The 21,959-nt window shown below is 60.3% G+C and carries 19 protein-coding genes and 1 pseudogene; 3 read left to right on the top strand and 17 right to left on the bottom strand.

All coding sequences use genetic code 11. From position 1 onward, the window contains the following. Positions 1 to 24: 24 nt before the first annotated feature. From dtd to hutC, 15 genes are all read right to left on the bottom strand, one after another. Positions 25 to 462, bottom strand: coding sequence for a D-aminoacyl-tRNA deacylase (gene dtd, locus AACY49_RS15230; protein WP_253417173.1), 438 nt, complete (start codon positions 460 to 462; stop codon positions 25 to 27). Next, entirely contained in the window at positions 459 to 1,430 is a 972-nt protein-coding gene (gene pip / locus AACY49_RS15225) for a prolyl aminopeptidase (RefSeq protein WP_018929173.1), read from the bottom strand. Before pip ends, dtd begins: the two co-directional genes overlap by 4 nt. Before the next feature lie 115 nt (positions 1,431 to 1,545). Further along, the gene (locus AACY49_RS15220; RefSeq protein ID WP_339524799.1) at positions 1,546 to 2,466 is read right to left on the bottom strand and encodes an alpha/beta hydrolase; all 921 of its coding nucleotides are present in this window, start codon (positions 2,464 to 2,466) and stop codon (positions 1,546 to 1,548) included. 186 nt (positions 2,467 to 2,652) lie between these two features. Continuing rightward, entirely contained in the window at positions 2,653 to 3,600 is a 948-nt protein-coding gene (locus AACY49_RS15215) for a choline ABC transporter substrate-binding protein (RefSeq protein WP_339524797.1), read from the bottom strand. Positions 3,601 to 3,838: 238 nt separating this feature from the next. Next, positions 3,839 to 4,639 (bottom strand): N-formylglutamate deformylase, encoded by an 801-nt coding sequence (gene hutG / locus AACY49_RS15210; RefSeq protein ID WP_339524795.1) that lies wholly within the window; start codon positions 4,637 to 4,639, stop codon positions 3,839 to 3,841. Positions 4,640 to 4,649: 10 nt separating this feature from the next. After that, positions 4,650 to 5,855, bottom strand: a complete 1,206-nt coding sequence (gene hutI / locus AACY49_RS15205; protein WP_339524793.1) for an imidazolonepropionase — start codon at positions 5,853 to 5,855, stop codon at positions 4,650 to 4,652. Between the two features lie 17 nt (positions 5,856 to 5,872). Further along, positions 5,873 to 7,282: an amino acid permease gene (locus AACY49_RS15200; RefSeq protein WP_339524791.1), complete on the bottom strand. Its 1,410-nt coding sequence runs from the start codon at positions 7,280 to 7,282 to the stop codon at positions 5,873 to 5,875. Between the two features lie 150 nt (positions 7,283 to 7,432). Then, positions 7,433 to 8,965, bottom strand: a complete 1,533-nt coding sequence (gene hutH / locus AACY49_RS15195) for a histidine ammonia-lyase (RefSeq protein WP_258697967.1) — start codon at positions 8,963 to 8,965, stop codon at positions 7,433 to 7,435. A gap of 115 nt (positions 8,966 to 9,080) precedes the next feature. Beyond that, entirely contained in the window at positions 9,081 to 10,604 is a 1,524-nt protein-coding gene (gene hutH / locus AACY49_RS15190; protein WP_339524788.1) for a histidine ammonia-lyase, read from the bottom strand. Between the two features lie 158 nt (positions 10,605 to 10,762). Beyond that, positions 10,763 to 11,593, bottom strand: coding sequence for a quaternary amine ABC transporter ATP-binding protein (locus AACY49_RS15185; RefSeq protein WP_258697969.1), 831 nt, complete (start codon positions 11,591 to 11,593; stop codon positions 10,763 to 10,765). Further along, positions 11,590 to 12,441 carry an ABC transporter permease gene (locus AACY49_RS15180; RefSeq protein WP_008058061.1) on the bottom strand — a complete coding sequence of 284 codons (852 nt, stop codon included), beginning with the start codon at positions 12,439 to 12,441 and terminating at the stop codon, positions 11,590 to 11,592. The genes AACY49_RS15185 and AACY49_RS15180 overlap by 4 nt, the downstream gene beginning before the upstream one ends. Before the next feature lie 70 nt (positions 12,442 to 12,511). Further along, positions 12,512 to 13,480, bottom strand: a complete 969-nt coding sequence (locus AACY49_RS15175; protein WP_258697970.1) for an ABC transporter substrate-binding protein — start codon at positions 13,478 to 13,480, stop codon at positions 12,512 to 12,514. 331 nt (positions 13,481 to 13,811) lie between these two features. Then, positions 13,812 to 15,500, bottom strand: coding sequence for a urocanate hydratase (gene hutU / locus AACY49_RS15170; RefSeq protein WP_258697971.1), 1,689 nt, complete (start codon positions 15,498 to 15,500; stop codon positions 13,812 to 13,814). Between the two features lie 452 nt (positions 15,501 to 15,952). Continuing rightward, positions 15,953 to 16,522, bottom strand: coding sequence for a HutD/Ves family protein (locus AACY49_RS15165; RefSeq protein WP_258697972.1), 570 nt, complete (start codon positions 16,520 to 16,522; stop codon positions 15,953 to 15,955). A 27-nt stretch (positions 16,523 to 16,549) separates the two neighbouring features. Beyond that, a complete protein-coding gene (hutC, locus tag AACY49_RS15160; protein ID WP_244858324.1) occupies positions 16,550 to 17,218 on the bottom strand; it encodes a histidine utilization repressor in 669 nt (222 codons plus the stop codon). Positions 17,219 to 17,418: 200 nt separating this feature from the next. Between hutC and AACY49_RS15155 the strand changes: the two genes are divergently transcribed. Continuing rightward, a complete protein-coding gene (locus AACY49_RS15155) occupies positions 17,419 to 18,783 on the top strand; it encodes a formimidoylglutamate deiminase (protein WP_339524783.1) in 1,365 nt (454 codons plus the stop codon). 122 nt (positions 18,784 to 18,905) lie between these two features. Here AACY49_RS15155 and AACY49_RS15150 read toward each other — a convergent pair whose 3' ends face one another. Together AACY49_RS15150 and AACY49_RS15145 are read right to left on the bottom strand one after the other, a co-directional pair. Further along, positions 18,906 to 19,475 carry a lipocalin family protein gene (locus AACY49_RS15150; RefSeq protein WP_320392522.1) on the bottom strand — a complete coding sequence of 190 codons (570 nt, stop codon included), beginning with the start codon at positions 19,473 to 19,475 and terminating at the stop codon, positions 18,906 to 18,908. Positions 19,476 to 19,508: 33 nt separating this feature from the next. After that, positions 19,509 to 19,763 carry a hypothetical protein gene (locus AACY49_RS15145; protein WP_007907841.1) on the bottom strand — a complete coding sequence of 85 codons (255 nt, stop codon included), beginning with the start codon at positions 19,761 to 19,763 and terminating at the stop codon, positions 19,509 to 19,511. A 282-nt stretch (positions 19,764 to 20,045) separates the two neighbouring features. Between AACY49_RS15145 and AACY49_RS31850 the strand changes: the two are divergent. Then, positions 20,046 to 21,080, top strand: a pseudogene (locus AACY49_RS31850) (HAMP domain-containing protein); the annotation flags it as partial. Between the two features lie 93 nt (positions 21,081 to 21,173). Then, the gene (locus AACY49_RS31845; RefSeq protein WP_408980649.1) at positions 21,174 to 21,938 is read left to right on the top strand and encodes a methyl-accepting chemotaxis protein; all 765 of its coding nucleotides are present in this window, start codon (positions 21,174 to 21,176) and stop codon (positions 21,936 to 21,938) included. The last annotated feature ends 21 nt before the right edge of the window (positions 21,939 to 21,959 follow it).

Genomic DNA, 21,959 nt, shown 5'->3' with positions numbered 1-21,959 from the left:
CTTAAAAACATGTTTCAAGCACTTTCACGTCTGTAACAGGAAGGTTACCGGGCCATCATTGACCAGGTGCACCTGCATATCCGCGCCGAATCTACCTGATGCCACAGTGCCATGCACCTGTTTCGCTTTGCCCAATAAATAGTCGAAAAGCGCCTCGCCCAAGGCCGGAGGGGCCGCCGTCGAAAAACTCGGACGCAATCCGTTTTTGGTATCAGCGGCCAGGGTGAATTGCGAGACCAGCAATAACCCGCCGCCCACATCCGCCAAGGACAGATTCATCTTGCCCTCGGCGTCACTGAATACTCGATAGTTAAGCAGTTTATGCAGAAGTTTGTCGGCGCTGGCCTGCGTGTCGTCGGGTTCGACCGCCACCAGCACCAGCAACCCCTGATCTATCGCACCAACCACCTCTCCCGCTACCTCGACTCGCGCGCCACGCACGCGTTGCAGCAGGCCCTTCATGCTTCGTCAGGCGACAAGTCGAGCAGTCGACGTGCCATCTGATCAGCGGCGCGTACCAATGCATCGGTGATGCCCGGCTCGGACGCGGCATGGCCAGCGTCGCGGATCACCTGCAATTCGCTGTTCGGCCAGGCCTGATGCAGTTCCCAGGCGTTGTCCAGCGGACAGATCACGTCATAACGACCATGGACGATGACACCGGGCAAATGGGCGATCTTGCCCATGTCGCGGATCAGCTGGTTCGGCTCCAGGAAAGCGTTATTGGTGAAGTAGTGGCATTCAATACGGGCGATGGACAACGCACGTTGAGGTTCGGAGAAACGGTCGACCACCAGCGGATTTGGACGCAGGGTCGCGGTACGGCCTTCCCAGATGGACCAGGCCTTGGCCGCATGCATCTGGGCGATCTGGTCGTTGCCGACCAGGCGTTTGTGGAATGCCGTGAGCAAGTCGTCGCGTTCGTCCAGCGGGATCGGCGCGATGTAGTCCTGCCAGTAATCGGGGAACAGACGACTGGCGCCACACTGGTAGAACCATTCGATTTCCTGGGGACGGCAGAGAAAAATCCCGCGCAGAATCAGACCGTGCACGCGCTCCGGATGGGTTTGCGCATAAGCCAGGGCCAGGGTCGAACCCCAGGAACCGCCGAACAGCACCCATTTGTCGATACCCAGGTGTTTGCGAATCCGCTCAAGGTCGGCGACCAGATCCCAGGTGGTGTTGTTTTCCAGGCTGGCGTGGGGCGTGGAGCGACCGCAACCGCGCTGGTCGAAAGTAACGATGCGATAAAGGTTCGGATCGAAATACCGGCGGCTCTGGGCATCACATCCGGCGCCAGGGCCGCCGTGAATGAACACCACCGGCAAACCTTCCGGCGAACCGCTTTCGTCGACATACAGCGTGTGGGTTTTATCGACAGCCAGATCGTGCCGGGCGTGGGGTTTGATCTGCGGGTACAAAGTCTGCATTGCGCGCTCCGTAAGGGGTCGAGGTCATCCCTGGGGGGACTTCTATTATTCTGCCGTCCGGCATCATAAACCCGAATTACGTCTATGAGCATGCCCCTCGCAGCGTCAGCGTTTGTCAGCCTGTCTTCTCAGCCAAATAGTCGAGCAGGGTTTCATAGAGTCGGTCGACCTCGGCGACCTGCCCCCGCGCGCGCAGACAGCCGTGAACCAGCCCCTCCCCGTAGTAAAGCGTTGCACCGACGCCGGCGGCGTTGAGTCGCTCGGCGTAAAGCACGCCGTCATCGCGCAGCGGGTCGAACTGCGCGACGGCGATCAACGCCGGGGGCAGACCGCTGAAATCGTCGGCAAGCAAGGGCATCGCATAGGCACCCGGTTGTCGGGTGCCGCGCAAGTACAGCGCCTGATAACAATCCAGATCGCTGCTGCTGAGTAACGGCGCGTCGGCGCATTCAGTACGTGACGGCAATCGGTGATCACCGCCCAGGCCCGGATAGATCAGAACCTGCGCGCAAGGCGCCGGTTCGCCGGCATCGCGCAAGGCGAGACACAACGCAGCGGCGAGGTTGCCGCCAGCGCTGTCCCCTGCCACCAGCGTCCGCGCAGGGTCTAGCTGAAACGGTCCGGTGCGCAGCGCGCGCCAGACACTCAGGCAGTCCTTGAACGCCGCCGGAAACGGGTGCTCCGGTGCCAGTCGATAATCAATGGCGATCACCAGCGAGCCAAGCACCGACGCCAGTTCGGCGCAGATAAAGGCGTGGGAATCCAGATCCCCCACCACCCAACCGCCGCCATGCAGATACACAATGCATGGCCAACCGTTGGTCGGCGGCGGAACCGAGGGTTGCCAGGCGCGCACCGCCACGCCCGCCAACTTGAGATCGATCACTTCAAGCCCTGCGGGACATGGCGGGGTAAACGCCCGGCACATCTCGCTGTAGGCCTGACGCAAACCGGGGAGGCTGCTGTCAGTGCTGTTGAAGCTGAGGGTTTTCTCGACGAAAGCCGCCATGTGTTCGGAAATCGAGTAAGGAGCCATGAGCCTGGAGCCAGTCAGTCAACGGTTTGGGATTGGAACTCAGTCCTGTGGCGAGGGAGCTTGCTCCCGCTGGGCTGCGTAGCAGCCCCAAAACCACTCACGACCAGCCGGGTTCACGACGGCTTCGCCGCCGAACGGGAGCAAGCTCCCTCGCCACAGACAGCATACTTTGCGAAGAAATGGTGATCAGTTTTTCAAACTGGCCTGAACGGTTGCCACACCCTCCTTGCCATCAACACTGCTGACACCCGCCAACCAGCGCTGAAGATCTTCGGGATGATCGCGCAGCCACTGTTTGGCAACGTCCTGCGGCGTCTTGCGCTCCATGATCGGCACCATCAACTGGCTTTCCTGAGCGGCGGTAAAGGTCAGGTTTTCCAGCAGGCGGTTCACGTTCGGGCAACGCTCGGCATAGTCCGGTGCGGTCACGGTGGAAACGGTCGCCGCGCCTTCGTTCGGGCCATAGACGTCTTCGCTGCCGGTCAGGTAGGCGATGTTCATGTTGATGTTCATCGGATGCGGGGTCCAGCCGACGAACACCACGAACTCCTTGCGATTGACCGCCCGTTGCACGGCGGCGAGCATCCCGGCCTCACCGGACTCGATCAGTTTGAAATCCTTCAAGCCAAAGCGGTTGGTCTCGATCATGGTCTTGATGGTGGTGTTGGCGCCGCTGCCCGGCTCGATACCGTAGATCTTGCCGCCGAGCTGGTCCTTGAATCTGGCGAGATCGGCGAAGGTTTTCAGGCCGGCGGCAGCCACGTAGTCAGGTACGGCGAGCGTTGCCTGGGCGTCGGCCAGGCTCGGTTTGTCCATGACCTTCACTTGATTGGCGGCCACGAACGGAGCGATGTTCTTGTCCATCGCCGGTTTCCAGTAACCGAGGAAGATATCCAGACGTTTGTCGCGGATGCCGGCGAAGACGATTTGCTGCACGGCACTGGTTTGCTTGCTTTCGTAGCCGAGGCCGTTGAGCAATACGTCAGCCATGCCGCTGGTGGCGATGACGTCGGTCCAGTTGACCACGCCCATACGCACAGTCTTGCAGGAAGCGGGGTCGTTGGCGAAAACGCTGGTGCTCAGAAGAGCAGTGCCACAGAGGATTGAGAGACAGCAGGTGCACAGTCTTTTCATCGGGAGAGTCTCGTGCGGCAGATTATTGTGGGGTTCGGTGTCTTCGTGCACCGTGCCCAGAACATTACGCAGCGTCGAGCGGGTAAAAGCGAACTGTAGCGACCGAGATTTGCACGGTGGCGACTGTCTCAACCGATCGTTCCCATGCTCTGCGTGGGAATGCAGCCCGTGACGCTCCGCGTCACTGGACGCGGAGCGTCCCTAGAGGCATTCCCACGCGGAGCGTGGGAACGATCAGTCAGCCGTAGTGCTTTGCGCCCCACGCCAACAGCCCTTGCAACAACTCCTTGAGCACCACTTGCGTCGGCTCAGCCAAATCCTGGCGGTAACGGAACGGCTCGAACTCTTCCATGTACGTGCACTGCCCCAACTCCAGCTGCACGGCATGAATGTTTTCGGCCGGGTTGCCGTAATGCCGGGTGATGTGCCCGCCCTTGAAGCGACCGTTCAGCACATGGCTGTAATCGAGGTGCTTCGCGCAGATCGCTTCCAGTTGAGTGGCCAACTGTGGATCGCAACTGGCGCCATTGAAGGTGCCGAGGTTGAAGTCCGGCAATTTGCCGTCGAACAGGTGCGGGATGATCGAGCGGATCGAGTGCGCATCGAACAGCAGCGCATAGCCGAACTCAGCCTTCAATCGTGCCAGCTCCTCCTGCAAGGTGCGGTGGTACGGCGTCCAGATTTGCTCCAGATAAGTCGCTCGTTCCGCCGCGGACGGCTCCATGCCCTCACGGAACAACGCAATACCGTCGAACAGCGTCGCCGGATACAGACCGGTGGTGGCGCCGACATACAACGGCTTGTCGTCGGACGGCCGGTTCAGATCGATGACAAACCGCGAGTACTCGGCCGCCAGGGTGCTGGCGCCCAGCTCGGCGGCGAATTCGTAAAGCCTTGGGATGTGCCAGTCGGTGTCCGGCAGGCTTTTCGCGTCGGGAATCAACCCGGCTTCGACCGCCGGGGTCAGGCGCAGGCCGGCGTGGGGCATGCTGATCAGCAGCGGCACACGGCCTTGTTTGAAGTTCAGAACCTTATCCACAACTGCTCTCCTAAACGCTTGTTTCGACGCCGTGACGCACGACGCGTTTTTCCAGGTCGCCGCCCAACCAGTACGACAGGTCGGCCGGTCGATCAATCTGCCAGGCGACGAAGTCTGCGACTTTGCCGGCTTCCAGCGAACCATGAGTCTCGCCCATGCCCAGCGCGGTAGCGGCATGAATAGTCGCGCCAGCCAGGGCCTCTTCCGGGGTCATGCGCAAACAGGTGCAGGCCATGTTCAGCATCAAGCGCAACGACAACGCCGGCGAAGTGCCCGGGTTGAGGTCGCTGGCGATGGCAATTTTTACGCCGTGTTTGCGCAAGGCTTCCATCGGCGGCAATTGGGTTTCCCGCAGGAAGTAGAACGCGCCGGGCAGTAATACCGCGACGGTGCCGGACTTGGCCATGGCGATGGCGTCGTCTTCGGTCATGAATTCCAGATGATCGGCGGACAGTGCATGGTAGCGCGCCGCCAGACTCGAACCGTGCAGCGACGACAATTGCTCGGCATGCAGCTTCACCGGCAAGCCGAGTTTCTGTGCGGTAATGAACACCCGCTCGACCTGCGCCGGCGAAAACGCCAGGTATTCGCAGAAAGCATCCACCGCATCCACCAGCCCTTCGGCGGCCAGGGCCGGGAGCATTTCGCTGCAGATATGATCGATGTAGTCGTCGGCCCGATCCGCGTATTCCGGTGGCAAGGCATGAGCGGCCAGGCAGGTGCTGCGCACGCTGAGCGGGAGCTCGACGCCGAGACGACGGATGACCCGCAGGATCTTGCGTTCACTGGCCAGGTCCAGGCCGTAGCCGGACTTCATCTCGACCGTGGTGACGCCATCACGCATCAGGCTTTTAAGACGCTTGGCGGCGCTGGCGAACAGCTCGTCTTCACTGGCGGCACGGGTGGCGCGCACGGTGCTGGCGATGCCACCGCCAGCCGCGGCGATTTCCGCGTAGCTGACGCCTTGCAGACGTTGCTCGAATTCGCCGCTGCGATTACCGCCGAACACCGTATGGGTGTGGCAGTCGATCAGGCCCGGGGTGACCCAGGCCCCGTTGAGGTCATTGACGGCCGGGTACTCGCCCGACGGCAGTTCGCCGCGCGGACCAAGCCACTCAATGTGCGCACCTGACGTCACAATGGCCGCGTCCTCGATGATCGAGTAGACGCCTTGCGCCATGGTTGCGACGTGGCAGTGTTGCCAGAGAGTTTTCATCCGTGGCCTCCGTTAGGTTATCGATGAGAAAAAGAAGGTTCCCGCTCCACCGGTACTGCCTTGCCCGCCGCCGGTTTCACCCACGTCAGGTAGGCCAGCACCAGCAATACAATCCAGACCACACCGACGATCAGAGCCGCCTGGGTGTCCGGGAAATAGCCCAGCACGCCAAAGATGAACAACATGAAGGCAATCGCCGCCATCGGCGCGTAGGGCCAGAACGGCACCGGGAATTTCAGTTGGGCAACCTGTTCGCGGCTCATGGAACGACGCATGGCCACTTGGGTGAACAAAATCATCAACCAGACCCACACCGTCGCAAAGGTGGCGATGGAGGCGATCAACAGAAAGACGTTTTCCGGAATCAGGTAGTTCAGCAGCACGCCCAGCAACAGCGCGGCACTCATGACCACCACGGTCATCCATGGCACGCCATTGCGCGACAAGCGGGCAAAGCCTTTGGGTGCGTGCCCTTGCTGAGCCAACCCGTACATCATCCGGCCAGCGCCGAAGATGTCACTGTTGATGGCCGACACCGCCGCCGAGATCACCACGATGTTGAGGATGGTAGCCGCCGAGCTGATACCCAGATTGTCGAAAATCTGCACGAACGGGCTGCCTTGGCTACCGATCTGCTGCCACGGGAAGATCGACATCAGCACCAGCATCGTCAGCACGTAGAACAGCAAGATACGCAACGGTACGGCATTGATCGCCCGCGGCAGCACGCGCTGTGGGTCTTTGGCTTCACCAGCCGTTACGCCGATGATTTCAATGCCGCCAAACGCAAACATCACCACGGCAAACGAAGCGATCAGGCCGCCCACGCCATTGGGCATGAAGCCGCCATGGCTCCAGAGATTGCTGATGTCGGTCGCCTGGGCGCCGGGCGCATTGCTGATGCCGAACAGCATGATGCCGAAACCGCCCAGGATCATCGCGACGATGGCTGCCACCTTGAGCAGCGACAGCCAGAACTCCATTTCACCGAATACTTTCACGTTGCACAGGTTCAAGCCGCCGACCACCGAAACGATACCCAGCACCCAGATCCAGCGGGAGACTTCCGGAAACCAGAAACCCATGTAAATACCGAACGCGGTCACGTCGGCCATGCCGACGATGACCATTTCGAACGCATAGGTCCAACCGAGGATGAAGCCCGCCATCGGCCCCAGATAAGTGCTGGCGTACTGGCCGAATGAGCCGGCCACCGGGTTATGCACCGCCATCTCGCCGAGGGCGCGCATGACCATGAACACCGCCGCGCCACCAATCAGATAAGCGAGCAGGACCGCCGGGCCGGCCATTTGAATGGCCGAGGCAGAACCGTAAAAAAGCCCGGTGCCGATAGCCGACCCCAGCGCCATGAAGCGAATATGTCGGGCAGAGAGCCCGCGTTTCAAACCTTTTGCTGGCTGTTGCATTTCTCGTCCTTAATTATTTTTATTGGCGACTGATCGTTCCCACGCTCCGCGTGGGAATGCCTCTGGGGACGCTCCGCGTCCAGTGACGCGGAGCGTCACGGGGCTGCGTTCCCACGCAGAGCGTGGGAACGATCATCAGAGAAGAAGCCGTTACAGGCTCGGCAGCAACTTCGCCGAGACCAGTTCGCTCAGGCAACGGGTCGCCAACAACTCGCTCGCTGCGTTGATATCAGGAGCGAAGAACCGGTCCTTCTCATAGAACGGCACTTCGGCACGCAGGATGGCGCGGGCCTTTTCCAGTTTTGGCGAAGTCTTCAGACCATCGCGCAGATCCAGACCTTGGACCGCAGCCAACCATTCCACCGCGAGAACGCCGCGAGTGTTTTCTGCCATTTCCCACAGACGCTTGCCTGCCGCCGGAGCCATGGACACGTGGTCTTCCTGGTTTGCCGATGTCGGCAAACTGTCCACTGAGTGCGGATGAGACAGCGCCTTGTTCTCGCTGGCCAATGCCGCCGCGGTCACCTGGGCGATCATGAAGCCGGAGTTCACGCCGCCATTGGCCACCAGGAATGGCGGCAGTTGCGACATGTGTTTGTCCATCATCAGCGAGATGCGGCGTTCACTCAGGGAGCCGATTTCGGCGATGGCCAACGCCATGTTGTCGGCGGCCATGGCCACCGGCTCGGCGTGGAAGTTACCGCCGGAGATCACGTCGCCTTCAGCGGCGAACACCAGCGGGTTGTCGGAGACAGCGTTGGCTTCGATCGCGAGTACTTCGGCGGCCTGACGGAACTGGGTCAGGCAGGCGCCCATGACTTGCGGCTGGCAGCGCAGGGAGTACGGATCCTGGACCTTTTCGCAGTTCTGGTGCGAGTCGGACACTTCGCTGCGCTCGCCCAACAGATCGCGGTAAGCGGCAGCGGCGTCGATCTGGCCTTTCTGGCCGCGAGCAGCATGAATGCGCGCGTCGAATGGCGAGCGCGAGCCCAGTACCGCTTCGACCGTCAGGCCGCCAAGGGCCAGAGCGCCGGCAAACAGATCTTCGCCTTCGAACAGGCCACGCAGGGCGTAGGCGGTGGAAACCTGTGTGCCGTTAAGCAGCGCCAGGCCTTCTTTCGCCGCCAGAGTCAGCGGCGTCAAACCGGCGACTTTCAGCGCTTCGGTGGCGGGCAGCCATTCGCCTTTGTAGCGCGCCTTGCCTTCGCCCAGCAACACCAGCGACATGTGCGCCAACGGCGCCAAATCGCCGGATGCACCGACCGAACCTTTCAAAGGAATGTGCGGGTAAACCTCGGCGTTGATCAGCGCGATCAGTGCGTCGATCACCTGGCGACGAATGCCGGAAAAACCACGGCTCAGGCTATTGACCTTGAGCACCATGACCAGCCGCACCAGGGCGTCGCTGATCGGCTCACCGACGCCAGCGGCGTGGGACAGCACCAGCGAGCGCTGCAGGTTTTCCAGGTCTTCGCTGGCGATACGGGTCGAAGCCAGCAGGCCGAAACCGGTGTTGATGCCGTAAGCCGTGCGGTTCTCGGCGAGGATCTGTTCCACGCAGGCAACGCTGGCTTCGATCTGGCTCGAGGCGCTGTTGTCGAGGGTGATTTTGACCGGTTGCTGATAAACATCACGCAGTTGGGCAAGGCTCAGTTGGCCGGGAATCAGGTTAAGTGCAGTCATTTTGTGCTCCTTTTGAGAGTTTGTTATTTAACTCACCAGACGCTCCGGAGATGTCCGTTGTCCGTCGCGTCTGCCTTTTGGGGAGCCGCGCCTTGGCACGCTGGTGTTGTGGAAATCAGTTCAATTCTGGAAAAGCCTTGTGCAACAAAATCGGGTCTTTCAAAACACTGGCAGCGGCAGCAATGTCCGGTGCCAGCCAGCGGTCCTGGTCGTAGGCCGGAACCCGCTCACGCAGCAGACGCCATGCGGCATCGGTGCCCGCGCCAAAGCGTTGCTCTTTGAGGAATTCAAAAGCCTGGGATGCCAGCAAATATTCAATCGCGAGAATCTGCGTGCAGTTTTCCAATGCGCGATGCAACTTCAGCGCCGCGTTGGTGCCCAGGCTCAGGTGATCTTCCTGCAAGCCCGAGGTGACGTAGTTGTCGAGCACCGCCGGTTGCGCCAGTTGACGATTTTCCGCACACAGGGAAGCGGCAACGTACTGGACGATCATCATCCCGGAATTCACCCCGGGATTGGCCACCAGAAACGCCGGCAGACCGCTGACGTGCGGGTTGATCAAGCGATCCAGGCGACGCTCGGCGATGGAACCGATTTCTGCCATGGCGATGGCGAGCAAGTCAGCGGCCAACGCAACCGATTGGCCGTGGGGGTTGGCCTGGGACACGACGCGGTAGTTGTCCGGCGTGCCCAGCAGCATCGGGTTGTCGGTGACAGCGTTGAGTTCGGTTTCGATCTGCTTTTTCGCGTGCTCAAGCTGATCGCGAGCCGCACCGTGAACTTGCGGGATCGAGCGGATGCTCAGCGCATCTTGAGTACGAATGCCCTTGCTGCTGGCAATCACTTCACTGCCGTCGAGCAACGCCCGCAGATTGATGCCGACTTGCTGCATGCCCGGGTGAGGCTTGAGCGCGATGATCTCGGCATCGAACGCGGCGATCTGACCACGCTGAGCTTCGAAGCTCATGGCACCGATCACATCGGCCCACTGCACCAGACGCGTCGCATCGGCAATTGCCAGACAGCTGAGACCGGTCATGCACGGCGTACCGTTGACCAGGCACAAACCATCTTTGGCGCCCAGTTGCACCGGCTGCAGACCTTCTTCGGCCAAGGCTTGCTGGGCGGAAACGATCTGCCCGCGATAGCTGACATTACCGACACCCAGCAGCGTGATTCCGATATGGGCCATGTGGGTCAGGTAGCCCACCGAACCCTGGGAAGGCACTTGCGGGGTGATGCCACGATTGAGCAGCGCCAGCAGGGCTTCGACCACTCGACGATGAATGCCGGATTTGCCATGGCTGTAATTCCGGATTGCCGCACACATGATCGCGCGGGTCTGTTCGTCGGCCAGTGGTGCGCCAACGCCACAGGCGTGACTGAGCAAGGTGTTGCGCGACAATTGGCTGAGTTGTTCACCTTTGAGCGAGACGTTGCACAAGGCGCCCAGGCCGGTGTTGACGCCGTAGGCGCGCTCGCCGCTGGTGACGATGCGCTGGACGATCGCCTGGGCATTCTCGATCCGCGCCCAGATCTGGGGCGACAGCTCGAGCTGTGCGCCGTGACGAGCGACTGCGTCCACATCCTGCCAACGCAATGGAGCGTCGGCGATAACGATTTTTTCAGCCTGGGACATCATTAACCTCTTGAACTTGATCGTTCCCACGCTCTGCGTGGGAATGCCGCCTGGGACGCTCCGCGTCCCGTTGTCAGCGCAAGGCTCTAGCCCTGCGCATGTGTGACGCGGAGCGTCACGGGATGCATTCCCACGCAGAGCGTGGGAACGATCGGCCTTTAAACCACCGCCGCCCGCCGCTGTACGAACCGGTCTACATACTCATCCGCCGGCGAATGCAGGATCTCTCGTGGCGTGCCGACCTGAATCAGCCGGCCATCCTTGAGGATCGCGATGCGATTGCCGATGCGCACGGCCTCGTCGAGGTCGTGGGTGATGAACACGATGGTCTTGTGCAGGGTCTTTTGCAGTTCCAGCAACTGGTCCTGCATTTCGGCGCGGATCAGCGGGTCGAGGGCGCTGAAGGCTTCGTCCATCAGGATGATGTCGGTATCCGCCGCCAGGGCGCGAGCCAGGCCCACACGCTGGCGCATGCCGCCCGAGAGCTGGTGCGGGTATTTGTTTTCGTAGCCCTTCAGGCCCACGGTGTTGATCCAGTGCAGCGCACGCTCGGCGCACATCTGCTTGCTCTCGCCACGCACTTTCAGGCCGTAAGCAACGTTATCCAGCACGGTCTTGTGGGGCAGCAGGCCGAAGCTCTGGAACACCATGCTGATCTTGTGCCGACGAAATTCGCGCAGGGCTTCCATGTCGTATTGCAGGATGTCCACGCCGTCCACCAGGATCGCGCCGCTGGTGGGGTCGATCAGGCGATTGAAGTGGCGCACCAAAGTCGACTTGCCAGAACCGGACAGACCCATGATCACGAAGATCTCGCCGGTGCTGATGCTCAGCGACAGGTCGTTCACACCGACCACGCAGCCGGTTTCAGCCAGCACCTGGTCTTTGGTTTTGCCCTGGCCAATCATGCCCAGCGCTTCCTTGGAGCGGTTGCCGAAAATCTTGAAGACGTTTTTGACTTCGATCTTGCTGATGGCTGCGTTGCTCATTTGCTCACCTCATGCCGTGCACGACCGTACGCCTGTGTAATGCGGTCGATCACCACTGCCAGAATCACGATCGCCAGACCGGCTTCAAGGCCACGTCCGACGTTGAGGGTCTGAATCCCCACCAACACGTCTTCACCCAAGCCACGGGCACCGATCATCGAGGCGATTACCACCATCGACAGGGCCATCATGGTGGTCTGGTTGATCCCGGCCATGATGCTCGGCAGGGCCAGCGGCAGTTGCACGCCGAACAGTTGCTGCCAGCGGTTGGCACCGAAGGCGTTGATCGCTTCCATCACTTCACCGTCGACCTGACGAATGCCCAGATCGGTCAGGCGGATCAGCGGCGGCGCGGCGTAGATCACCGTGGCAAAAATCGCCGGGACCTTGCCCAGACCGAACAGCATCAGCACCGGAATCAGGTACACGAAGCTCGGCATGGTCTGCATGATGTCCAGCAGCGGCATCAGCACCGAACGCAGGCGATTGCTGCGCGCCGAGAGAATGCCCAGCGGAATGCCGATCAGCACCGAGATGACCGTCGCCACCATCATCAGCGCCAGGGTCTGCATCAGCTTGTCCCAGAGACCGACCGCGCCCACCAGGAACAGCAAGCCGACGATAACCGCCGTGGTCACGACTTTGCGGGTCGCGTGCCAGGCCACGCCCGCCACGATCGCCAACATCAGCCACCAGGGCGCCGCGCGCAGCAGCCCTTCTAGATTGACGATGGCCCACAACAGGGTGTCGGAGATGCTGCGGAACACGTCGCCGTAGTTGGTGACCAGCGAATCGACCCAACCGTTGACCCAGTCGGCGATGGAAAAGGTAAAGCTTTCGGGAAACATAAGAGGCTCTCAATCAAGGGGTTGCGATCAAGCATCCGACTGCCGTCGCCGACAGTCGGAGAGGCTCAACCTACAAGGCCGCGTCGATTTTCTTGGCTGCGTCGTCGCTCACCCATGCGTGCCAGACTTCAGGATGTTCCTTCAAGAAGATCTTGGCCAGTTTTGGCGACTCGATCCGCTCCTTGGCCATACGCCCCAGGTTCTGGTTCAGCAGGTCGATTGGCAGGTTGACCTTTTCCAGCACAGCCACCAGTTCCGGGGCTTGCTCGTGGAAGGTCTTGGACAGGCCGACCTTGATGGTCACGCGCTTGTCCACGCCCGGTTTTTCTTCCAGTTTGACCACGTCGATCTGGCCCATCAGCGGGGTTGGCGACCAGTAGTAGAACAGGATCGGCTCGCCACGCTTGTAGCTCGACAGCACCGCCGCATCCAGCGCCGGGCCGGTGCCTGGACGGAAGTTGGTGTAGCTGTTTTCCAGGCCATAGCTTTTCAGCATTTCGCTGTTATCCAGCTCGCAAGTCCAGCCGGCCGGGCAGTTGTAGAAGCGGCCCTTGGAGGGTTCTTCCGCATCCTTGAACACAGCGGAATATTTGGCCAGATCGGCAATGTTTTTCAGGTCCGGTGCTTTGGCTTCCAACTTACGCTTGGCGTCGCCTTCAACCACATAGCGCGGCACGTACCAGCCTTCGACGGCACCCACCACCGGCGCACCGACACCGACGACTTTGCCGGCCTTCTCGGCCTTGTTCCAGACTTCGCTGCGGCCGACCCACTCTTCGGCGAACACTTGGATGTCGTTGCTGCTCAGGGCGTTTTCCATGGTGATGGAGTTGCCCGGCAGGCTGTCGGTCTTGCAGTCGTAGCCTTTCTCCAGCACGACTTGCAGCACGTCGGTCAGCAGCATGGCGCTTTCCCAGTTCAGGCCGGCGAATTTCACCGGTTTGCCCGATTCGCACCAGCCTGCCGCCTGAGTGGCGCCGGCACTGGCCAACAGGCCCATGGAAAGCAATGTGGTCAGCAGGGTCTTGTTCGATTTCATTGTGTGACGCTCCTAATCATGAATTGGCTTACGGCAGTCAAGAGGCATCCGGCCCTGTCCACGTCCAATCAGGTCTGCGCAACCGCGCGACCCGCCCTGCTTGTTGTTGGGTCTGCAACATCGTCCTGCTCGACCGGCAAGATCAAACACTCGGGTACTGCGCTATGGTTCAATCAGGAATTCGCTGTGAAACCGTTTTCCATGGAACTGCTTTTTTTGTGAGAGCGGGCTTGCTCGCGAAAGCGGCGTATCAGCCAGCACAGATGTTGAATGTGGCGGCCTCTTCGCGAGCAAGCCCGCTCCCACATAAAGCAGTTTCCACAGGTTCGTTTTATTTGCCGGTAATCATCGGCAGGTTCAGCCCCTGCTCCTTGGCGCAATCGATCGCGATCTGGTAACCGGCATCGGCGTGACGCATAACGCCAGTCGCCGGGTCGTTGTGCAGCACGCGAGCGATACGCTCGGCCGCTTCATCCGTACCGTCGCAGACAATCACCATGCCCGAGTGCTGGGAGAAGCCCATGCCGACGCCGCCGCCGTGGTGCAGGGAAACCCAGGTCGCGCCGCTCGCGGTGTTGAGCAAGGCGTTGAGCAGTGGCCAGTCGGACACGGCGTCGGAACCGTCCTGCATCGATTCGGTTTCGCGGTTCGGGCTGGCAACAGAGCCGGAGTCCAGGTGATCGCGACCGATCACGATTGGCGCGGACAATTCACCGCTGCGCACCATTTCGTTGAACGCCAGACCCAGCTTGGCGCGCAGGCCCAGGCCAACCCAGCAGATACGTGCCGGCAGACCCTGGAAGCTGATGCGCTCGCGGGCCATGTCCAGCCAGTTGTGCAGGTGGGCGTCGTCCGGGATCAGTTCTTTGACCTTGGCGTCGGTCTTGTAGATGTCCTGCGGGTCGCCCGACAGTGCAGCCCAACGGAACGGGCCGATGCCACGGCAGAACAGCGGACGGATGTAAGCTGGTACGAAGCCTGGGAAGTCGAATGCGTTCTCGACGCCTTCTTCCTGCGCCATCTGACGGATGTTGTTGCCGTAGTCGAAGGTCGGCACGCCCATTTTCTGGAAGTCCAACATCGCCTTGACGTGCACAGCCATCGATTGCTTGGCAGCTTTGATCACTGCGGCGGGTTCGGTCTTGGCGCGAGCACGGTACTGGTCCCAGGTCCAGCCGGCCGGCAGGTAGCCGTTGAGTGGGTCGTGGGCGCTGGTCTGGTCGGTGACCATGTCCGGGCGCACACCGCGCTTGACCAGTTCCGGCAGGATTTCTGCCGCGTTGCCCAGCAGGGCAATGGAAATCGCTTTGCCTTCCTTGGTGTATTTGGCGATGCGGGCCAGCGCGTCGTCGAGGTCGGTGGCTTGCTCGTCGACATAGCGGCTTTTCAGGCGGAAGTCGATGCTCACTTGCTGGCATTCGATGTTCAGCGAGCAAGCGCCGGCCAGGGTTGCGGCCAGAGGCTGGGCGCCGCCCATGCCGCCGAGGCCTGCGGTCAGGACCCAACGACCTTTCAGGTCATCGTTGTAGTGTTGGCGACCGGCTTCGACGAAGGTTTCGTAGGTGCCCTGAACGATGCCCTGGCTGCCGATGTAGATCCAGCTGCCGGCGGTCATCTGGCCGTACATGGCCAGGCCTTTGGCGTCCAGTTCGTTGAAGTGTTCCCAACTGGCCCAGTGTGGTACCAGGTTGGAGTTGGCGATCAGTACACGCGGGGCGTTGCTGTGGGTCTTGAATACGCCGACCGGCTTGCCGGATTGCACCAGCAGGGTCTCGTCGTCGTTCAGGTTGGTCAGGCTTTCGACGATCTTGTCGTAGCATTCCCAGTTACGTGCCGCACGACCGATACCACCGTAAACCACCAGTTCTTTAGGGTTCTCGGCAACTTCCGGGTCAAGGTTGTTCATCAGCATGCGCAGCGGCGCTTCAGTCAGCCAGCTCTTGGCGGTCAGCTTGTTACCGCGAGCAGCGCGGATTTCGACATTGCGGTATTTAGTAGGTTTCTGGGTGTTGTCAGTCACGAAAAAGACTCCTCAGCGATCAAATCCAAACCAACCCTGGCGGTGGGCGAGCCAGCCTGTGCGCATCGTTGCGCCACAAGCGAATCAGTGGACGTTACGAGGAGTCTCGATCGACTCATACGCATACGTCTTTACTTGTACATACAAGCATATGCAATCAAACGGCCAACTTGCCGGATAAGCATTCAAGAAAAATTCTGAAAGGGCTGGAAAGCGCCTGGATCAAGGGCTCTGGCGCAGATGAAATTTTTCGAGGGGATTTGGCGGAAGGGGCGAAGGCTGTTACTTGAGCGGGGTTTTGCGCCACGCTGGGGCGTTCGGTAACAAAGTGGTGCGCGATGGGAAACGAGGTTCAGGCCCTGAAAAGCATCGCGGGCAAGCCCGCTCCCACAAGTACGATGATGTCCCTGTGGGAGCGGGCTTGCCCGCGATAGAGGCGACTCGGTGCTGGATCAGCGTGCAATCAGCTCGATCACACAGCACTGACCCTTGATAGAGATATCCAGCAGCCCGGCGTTACCATCCAGTTGCAGGCAATCATGGCGACCGAGTTGCGATGCGCTGTTACCGACCTTCACTTCAAGCGCTTCACTGACACTGAATACCAGCAGAGTCCCGGCCTCACTAAAAAACCGCTGCTTACCTTCCAGCCACTGCAACCGCGCGCGGTAACGATCCGGCGCATAAATCAGGTTGAAATCGCGAATCGGTCCGCCGAGCAATGCGCAGAACACGTGACTCTCGCCACTGAAAGCAAACGGGTCCAGCGGTAACAACGCCCGCGTGTCCTGACCATCGACGCGCAAGGTCATGCCCTCGCCTTGCAGCACGGTGATCACCCGCTCATAACCGGCAAAAGTGGAAAACCCGCCCGACTCGCCGATGTCGGCAATCGACAGGCGCCAGCCAAAACCATCAAGCCCCACACCGGTATCGCGGGTGATTTCTTCGGTGCTGCCGCCGCCGTTTTTCCACGGCATGCGCGGGTAATCTTCAGCGCGTAAAACCTTCAACTGACCCATTTGTATCTCTTTGTTATTGATGGCTCTTTATTTATGAAACCGTCCTTCCAGACGATGACGGGAACCGGGGTGGATCAAACGGGCGGCGGTCACTGGCTGACGGCCAGACCAGGTGCGACGACGAATCAGCAGGCACGGCTCGCCCTTTTCAATCTGCAGCAACTTGCACTCGGATGGCTCAGCCAGAATCGCTTCGACCACGTGCTCGCCTTCGGTCAACGGCGCAACCTGATTCAGATAGGCGTAAGGCGTTTGCAGGGTAAAGTCTTGCTTGAGGTAGTCCGGTGCCACCAGCGCGTTGACGAAACGGTCTTCGATTTGCACCGGAATATCGTTTTCGAAATGCACGATCAGCGAGTGGAACACTTTCTGGCCTTCGCGCATGTCCAGGGCCAGGGCCCGCTCGGAACCGGCGGCCTCTTCTTCAAGGGTGATCACCTTGCAAGTGTGACGATGGCCACGGGAGGCGATCTCGTCGGCGATGTTGTGCACTTCAAACAAGGCAGACTGACTTTTCGGCTCGGCGACGAACGTACCGACACCCTGCATACGCACCAGCAGGCCATCGGCAGTCATCTCGCGCAGGGCGCGGTTGATGGTCATGCGACTGAAACCCAACTGGCTGACCAACTCGCTTTCCGACGGAACGCGGTAGTGCGGCGGCCAGTTTCCACTGTCGATTTGCTGGGTGATCATTTGTTTTACGCGGGCGTACAAGGGCGCCGGACTGTCGCCCAGATTGGCGCTCAGATTGGCATTCGGCGGCAATGTGGCAGAGGGAGTCGGCACGGTTAATCCTTGTTCATTCGTTAGAGGTTGCTAGCTTGCCGGAGTTTACCGAGCAGGCAAACGTCTGTATATGTATATACAAATAACACACGATGGGGTGCTGAACCATGTCCGCCTTCTTTGCCGAACGCGCGCTGCTGCCTAGTGGATGGGCCAACAATGTACGTCTTGAGGTCAGCGCCGATGGCGTACTGACCCATGTCCAGGCCGATTCCCACGCAGATGGCGCCGAACGGTTGAGCGGCCCGCTGCTGCCGGGGATGCCGAATTTACACTCCCACGCCTTCCAGCGGGCCATGGCCGGGCTGGCGGAAGTGGCGGGAAATCCGAACGACAGTTTCTGGACCTGGCGTGATTTGATGTACCGTCTCGTCGGAAAAATCAGCCCGGACCAACTCGGCGTCATCGCCCGTCAGCTGTACATCGAAATGCTCAAGGCCGGCTACACCTCGGTCGCGGAGTTTCATTACGTACATCACGACAATAACGGCCAGCCTTATGCAGACCCGGCCGAACTGGCGCTGCGCATCAGCCAGGCGGCCAGCTCTGCCGGTATCGGGTTGACCCTTTTGCCCGTGCTCTACAGCCACTCCGGTTTCGGTGGCCAGGCCCCGAATGAAGGCCAGCGCCGCTTTATCAACAGCACCGAAAACTACCTGAAACTTCAGTCGCGCTTGCAGCCGATCCTGGCGCAGCAACCGGCGCAGTCGCTCGGCCTGTGTTTCCACTCGTTACGCGCGGTCACACCGCAGCAGATCAGCGAAGTGCTGGCGGCCAGCGACAAGCAGTGCCCGGTACACATTCACATTGCCGAACAGCAGAAAGAAGTCGACGACTGCCTGAGCTGGAGCGGTCGTCGTCCGCTGCAATGGCTGTACGAAAACACCGAAGTCGATCAGCGCTGGTGCCTGGTCCACGCCACTCACGCCAACCCGGAAGAAGTCACGCTCATGGCCAAAAGCCGCGCCATCGCCGGCCTGTGCCTGACCACTGAAGCCAACCTCGGTGACGGGATTTTCCCGGCGGTGGACTTCCTGGCTCAGGGTGGGCGCATGGGCATCGGTTCCGACAGCCATGTGTCGTTGAGCGTGGTGGAAGAGTTGCGCTGGCTGGAATATGGCCAGCGTCTGCGCGATCAGCGGCGTAATCGGTTGTATGGCGCGGATCAGCCGATGGTCGGCCGCACGCTGTACGACGCGGCGCTGGATGGCGGTGCCCAGGCATTGGGCCAACCGATTGGTGGCCTGGAAGTCGGCAAACGTGCCGACTGGCTGGTGCTGGACGGCAACGATCCGTACCTGGCGACGGCCAGTGGCGACGGAATTCTCAATCGGTGGTTGTTTGCCGGCGGCGATCGCCAGGTGCGGGATGTGCTGGTCAACGGCCAATGGGTCGTGCGTGACGGGCGACATGCCGGTGAAGAAGAAAGCAACCGCGCATTCACCCAAGTCCTGCGCAACCTCTTGGGCTGACACAAAAAAATGTGGGAGCGAGCCTGCTCGCGATAGGGCCGTCAAATTCAACAGATATGTTGACTGACATTCCGCTATCGCGAGCAGGCTCGCTCCCACCATTTTTGATCTTCAGCGACAGCCTAATTCGAAGTCTTCGCCATCTTGGTATCCGACGTGCGCCAGATCAGCCGCGTCGTGTCATACCCCTGCTGACGCGCCTTGCTCAGCAGTTCTTCACGCACCACGCCATTGACCGTCGGGGTCCGTGACAGCAGCCAGAGATGATGGCGGCTCGGGTCGCCGACAATCGCGGTCTTGTAGTCATCGCTGACGTACAACACCCAGTATTCTCCCTTCGACACACCGGGTATCAGTCGCGAGAACCAGGTATCGAACTCGACCCACAGCTTGTCGGCCTTGCCGGGCACCTGTGGATAAGCCGTGCCTTTGGCCTCTTCCCATTGCCAATCCGACGTCAGACAGCGGTTCAGCACCGCCATTTCACCGTCAGGTTTGAGGCTGTAATGGGCTTCGGATTGCGCGCAGTTACGCTGGAAATACACCGGCAGACGCGCCAACTCGTACCAGGTTCCCTGGTAGCGCTTGAGATTGACCGTGTTGACGGTCTTGGGTGCCAACGGATCTACGCCAGAAGTGGCGCAGCCGGCCAATACCAGGCCGGCAAAAAGAACGATCAATAACCGCTTCATTATTTTTTTCTCCCGTGGGCGCGTAGCCCCGGTTTATTTCAGGCCTTGGCCAGAGAACATCAGCACTTTGTCACCGGCGTACTGCACGCTGATAAAGCTGTTTTTGTCACCCCAGGTGCAGCTGGACATGCCGAGCGCGCCCGAGCAGTCGGTGGGTTTGCCCAGCAAGGTTTCAACCTCGGCCTTGGGCATGCCGGTCGACAGCTTCGAGTAGTTTTCCTGATTGATCTTGCCGCACGCGGCCAACAACACGCAGAACGAGAGCAAGGCGATAGATCGCAGCGACATGGTGTAACTCCTGGTGCGAAGGGAATGGCATGGCTGCCAAGCTGAAGCTTAGAAGAGAAAACCCCTGTCTGGTTCCCTGACCCTCCGGCTATTTGTTCGGCCGCCCGTCAGGCTTTTGCCGATAAATCAGCCACTTTCTCGTGTCGTTGAGTATTTCGTCGGTTTTCGTCAAACCCGGCTAATCTTTGGCGCTGGCCAGTCGACATAAAAGCAGCGCCAAGCCTTCTACTGTGGCAAATTGACGCCTCTTTGCTGACCAGCCCCTGCGCGGTAGATCATTTAATGACCAGAAATATGAAATTCAGCCACAAGATCTTGCTGGCAGCCGCTCTCGTGGTGGCCGTCGCATTTGCCTGTTTCATCCTGTTCAACGATTACCGCCAGCGGCAGACCCTGCGCAGCAGTACCGAATCCTCGATGCAGGAACTCGGCAGCCTGACCACCAGCAACATCCAGACCTGGCTGGAAAGCCGCATCCAATTGCTGCAATCGCTGTCCCAGCAGATCGCGGTGGACGGCAGCGCCCAAGCCAACCTCAAGCGCGCCATCGACCTGCCGGCCTACACCAGCAACTTCCAGCTGAGCTACTTCGGCGGCACCGATGGCGTAATGTTCTCGGTCCCGGCCGGCAATCGCGCCGCGGACTACGACCCGCGTGCCCGTGGCTGGTACAAAGCGGCCAATAGCGCACAACAGACCATCGTCACCGAACCCTATATCGCGGCCTCGTCGGGCAAACTGGTGATCACCGTGGCCACGCCGGTGAAGCACCAGAGCCAGATGATTGGCGTCGCCGGCGCGGATATTGACCTGTCCAGCGTCAGCGCGATCATCAACTCGCTGAATTTCGGCGGTCATGGCCATGCGTTCATTGTCAGCGCCGACGGCAAAATCCTGATCCACCCCGACAGCAAACTGGTGCTCAAGAACCTGGCCGATGCCTACCCCAACGGCGCGCCAAAAATCAGCCCGGAGCTGAAAGAAGTCGAAGTGGACGGCAAAGCCCAGTTCATCTCCTTCACCCACATTAACGGTGTGCCTTCGGCGGACTGGTACGTAGCACTGGTGCTGGATCAGGAAACCGCCTTCTCGATGCTCAGCGAATTCCGTACTTCGGCGATTATTGCCATGGTCATCGCCGTGGTGATCATCATCGCGCTGCTGGGCATGTTGATCCGCGTACTGATGCAACCGCTGCTGATCATGGGCCGCGCCATGCATGACATCGCCGAGGGCGAAGGTGACCTGACCAAACGCCTGACCATCCACGGCCAGGACGAATTCGGTGCACTGGGCACCTCGTTCAACCGTTTCGTCGAGCGTATCCATACCTCGATCCGGGAAGTGTCCTCGGCCACCGGCCAGGTCAACGAAGTGGCCTTGCGGGTAGTGGCCGCCTCCAACTCGTCGATGTTCAACTCCGACCAGCAAGCTTCGCGCACCAGCAGCGTGGCAGCGGCGATCAACGAACTGGGCGCCGCCGCCCAGGAAATCGCCCAGAACGCCGCCCTCGCCTCCCAGCACTCCAGCGACGCGCGGGCCCTGGCCGAAGACGGTCAGCAAGTAGTGGATAAAACCATCGCCGCGATGCAGCAACTGTCAGCGAAGATCAGCGATTCGTGCGGCAACATCGAAACGCTCAACAGCAACACGGTGAACATCGGTCAGATTCTGGAAGTGATCACCAGCATCTCGCAACAGACCAACCTGCTGGCGCTCAATGCGGCCATCGAGGCGGCCCGTGCCGGTGAAGCCGGCCGTGGTTTTGCCGTGGTCGCCGATGAGGTGCGCAACCTCGCCCACCGCACTCAGGATTCGGCGCAGCAAGTGCAGAAGATGATCGAGGAGCTGCAAGTCGGCGCCCGAGAAGCGGTCAGCACCATGACCGACAGCCAGCACCAGAGCGAAAGCAGCGTCGGCATCGCCAACCAGGCCGGCGAACGCTTGGGCAGCGTGACGCAGCGCATCGGTGAGATTGACGGGATGAACCAGTCGGTGGCCACCGCGACCGAAGAGCAGACGGCCGTGGTTGAGTCGATCAACGTCGACATCACCGAAATCAATACGCTGAATCAGGAAGGTGTGGAGAACTTGCAGTCGACCTTGCGTGCGTGTGCCGACCTTGAGCAGCAGGCGGCGCGATTGAAGCAGTTGGTGGGTAGCTTCAGGATCTAAGGCGCTCTTGATGGCCTCATC

It is taken from the genome of Pseudomonas sp. EL_65y_Pfl2_R96, assembly GCF_963970905.1.
GTDB lineage: Bacteria > Pseudomonadota > Gammaproteobacteria > Pseudomonadales > Pseudomonadaceae > Aquipseudomonas.
The sequence above is the reverse complement of the archived record's forward strand: the minus strand, read 5'-3'. Positions and strand labels throughout refer to the sequence as shown.